The sequence below is a fragment of the Kitasatospora sp. NPDC056783 genome, assembly GCF_042789895.1.
In the GTDB taxonomy this organism is placed as follows: Bacteria; Actinomycetota; Actinomycetes; order Streptomycetales; family Streptomycetaceae; genus Kitasatospora.
In genome coordinates this window covers 1-1,680 of record NZ_JBHUAF010000684.1, presented here as the reverse complement: position 1 = coordinate 1,680, position 1,680 = coordinate 1, and the positions used below count along the sequence as shown (strand labels likewise).

General features: G+C 74.8%; 1 protein-coding gene. It reads left to right on the top strand.

The window, feature by feature from the left end:
* A partial coding sequence (locus ACFRMQ_RS40580) for an amino acid adenylation domain-containing protein (RefSeq protein ID WP_380735940.1) occupies nucleotides 1–1,680 on the top strand: 1,680 nt, incomplete at both ends.

Here is a 1,680-nt window from a genome sequence, read left to right as displayed (position 1 = left end):
CGGCTTCTTCGTCAACACCCTCGTCCTGCGCACCGACACCAGCGGCGACCCCACCTTCCGCGAACTCCTCGACCGGGTCCGCCGCACCGACCTCGCTGCCTACGACCACCAGGACATCCCCTTCGAGCGCCTGGTCGAACACCTCAACCCCACCCGCACCCCCGCCCGCCACCCGCTCTTCCAGACCGTCGTGACCCTCAACGAGCGGCGGCCCGGCAGCCTCCGCTTCGGCGCCGCCACCGCCGACCCGGTCGAAGTCGGCGAGCCCCAGGCCCAGTTCGACCTCACCTTCAACTTCGTCGAGCGGCTGGCCGCCGACGGCGGCTGCCTGGGTGTGCGCGCCGCCGTCGACTACGCGGCCGACCTCTTCGACCACGCCACCGCCGTCTCCCTCGCCGAGCGCCTGGTGCGCGTCCTGCGCGCCGTCGCGGCCGACCCGGAAACCCCGATCGGCGCCATCGAGATCCTCGACCCGGCCGAACGCGAACGGCTGCTCACCGGCTGGAACGGACCGGCGGCGGACGTCACCGAACCGAGCCTGCCCCGGCTGTTCGAGGCCCAGGCGGCCGCCACCCCCGGGGCCCCGGCCCTGATCTCCGGCACCGAGCGGCTGGACTACGCCGAGCTCAACGACCGCGCCAACCGGCTCGCCGCCCTGCTGCTGGCGCGCGGGCTGACCACCGAACAGCCGGTCGCGGTGCTGATGGAGCGCTCGGCCGCGCTGCCCGTCGCCGTCCTCGCGATCGCCAAGGCGGGCGGCACCTACGTCCCGCTGGACGACCGCTATCCGCTGGACCGGCTCCGGCACATCCTCGCCGACACCCGCACCGGCCTGCTGCTGACCGACCCGGCCCACCGGGGCCACCCGGTGCTCACCGCCGAGCACCGGGCCACCGAGGACTTCGCGACCGTCGAGGTCACCGGGGAACTGCTCGCCGAGGCCCCCTCGGCGGGCGACCCGGCCGTGCCGGTGCTGCCCGGCCAGCTGGTGTACGTGATGTACACCTCCGGCTCGACCGGGGTTCCCAAGGGCGTCGCCGTCACCCACCGCAACGTGGTGGACCTGCTGGGCAACCCGCAGTTCCGGGCCGGCCACCACGAACGGGTGCTGCTGCACTCGCCGACCGCCTTCGACGCCTCCACCACCGAGATCTGGGCGCCGCTGGTCACCGGCGGGGCGATCGTCCTCGCAGAGCCGGGCGAGCTGGACGTCCGGCGCCTCGCCGAGACCATCACCGCCCACCGGGTGACGCTGGTCCAGGCGCCGTCCGGCCTGCTGCGGCTGATGGCCGACGAGGACCCGGACGTCTTCCGGCACGTCCGCCAGGTGTGGACCGGCGGCGACGTCGTCCCGCCGGAGTCCGTGCGCCGCCTGCTGCGGGCCTGCCCGGACACCTCCGTGGTCGCGGTGTACGCGCCCACCGAGGCCACCGCCATCAAGACCACCTTCACCATGAGCGCGGCCGAGTCCGTCCCCGCCGTGGTGCCGATCGGACGCCCGCTGGCCAACACCCGGCTGTACGTGCTGGACGCCGGGCTGCGGCCGGTGCCCGCCGGGGTCGCGGGCGAGCTGTACATCGCCGGGGCCGGCCTGGCCCGCGGCTACCTCGGCCGCCCGGACCTGACCGCCGAACGCTTCGTGGCCTGCCCCTTCGGCGAGCCCGGCGCCCGGATGTACCG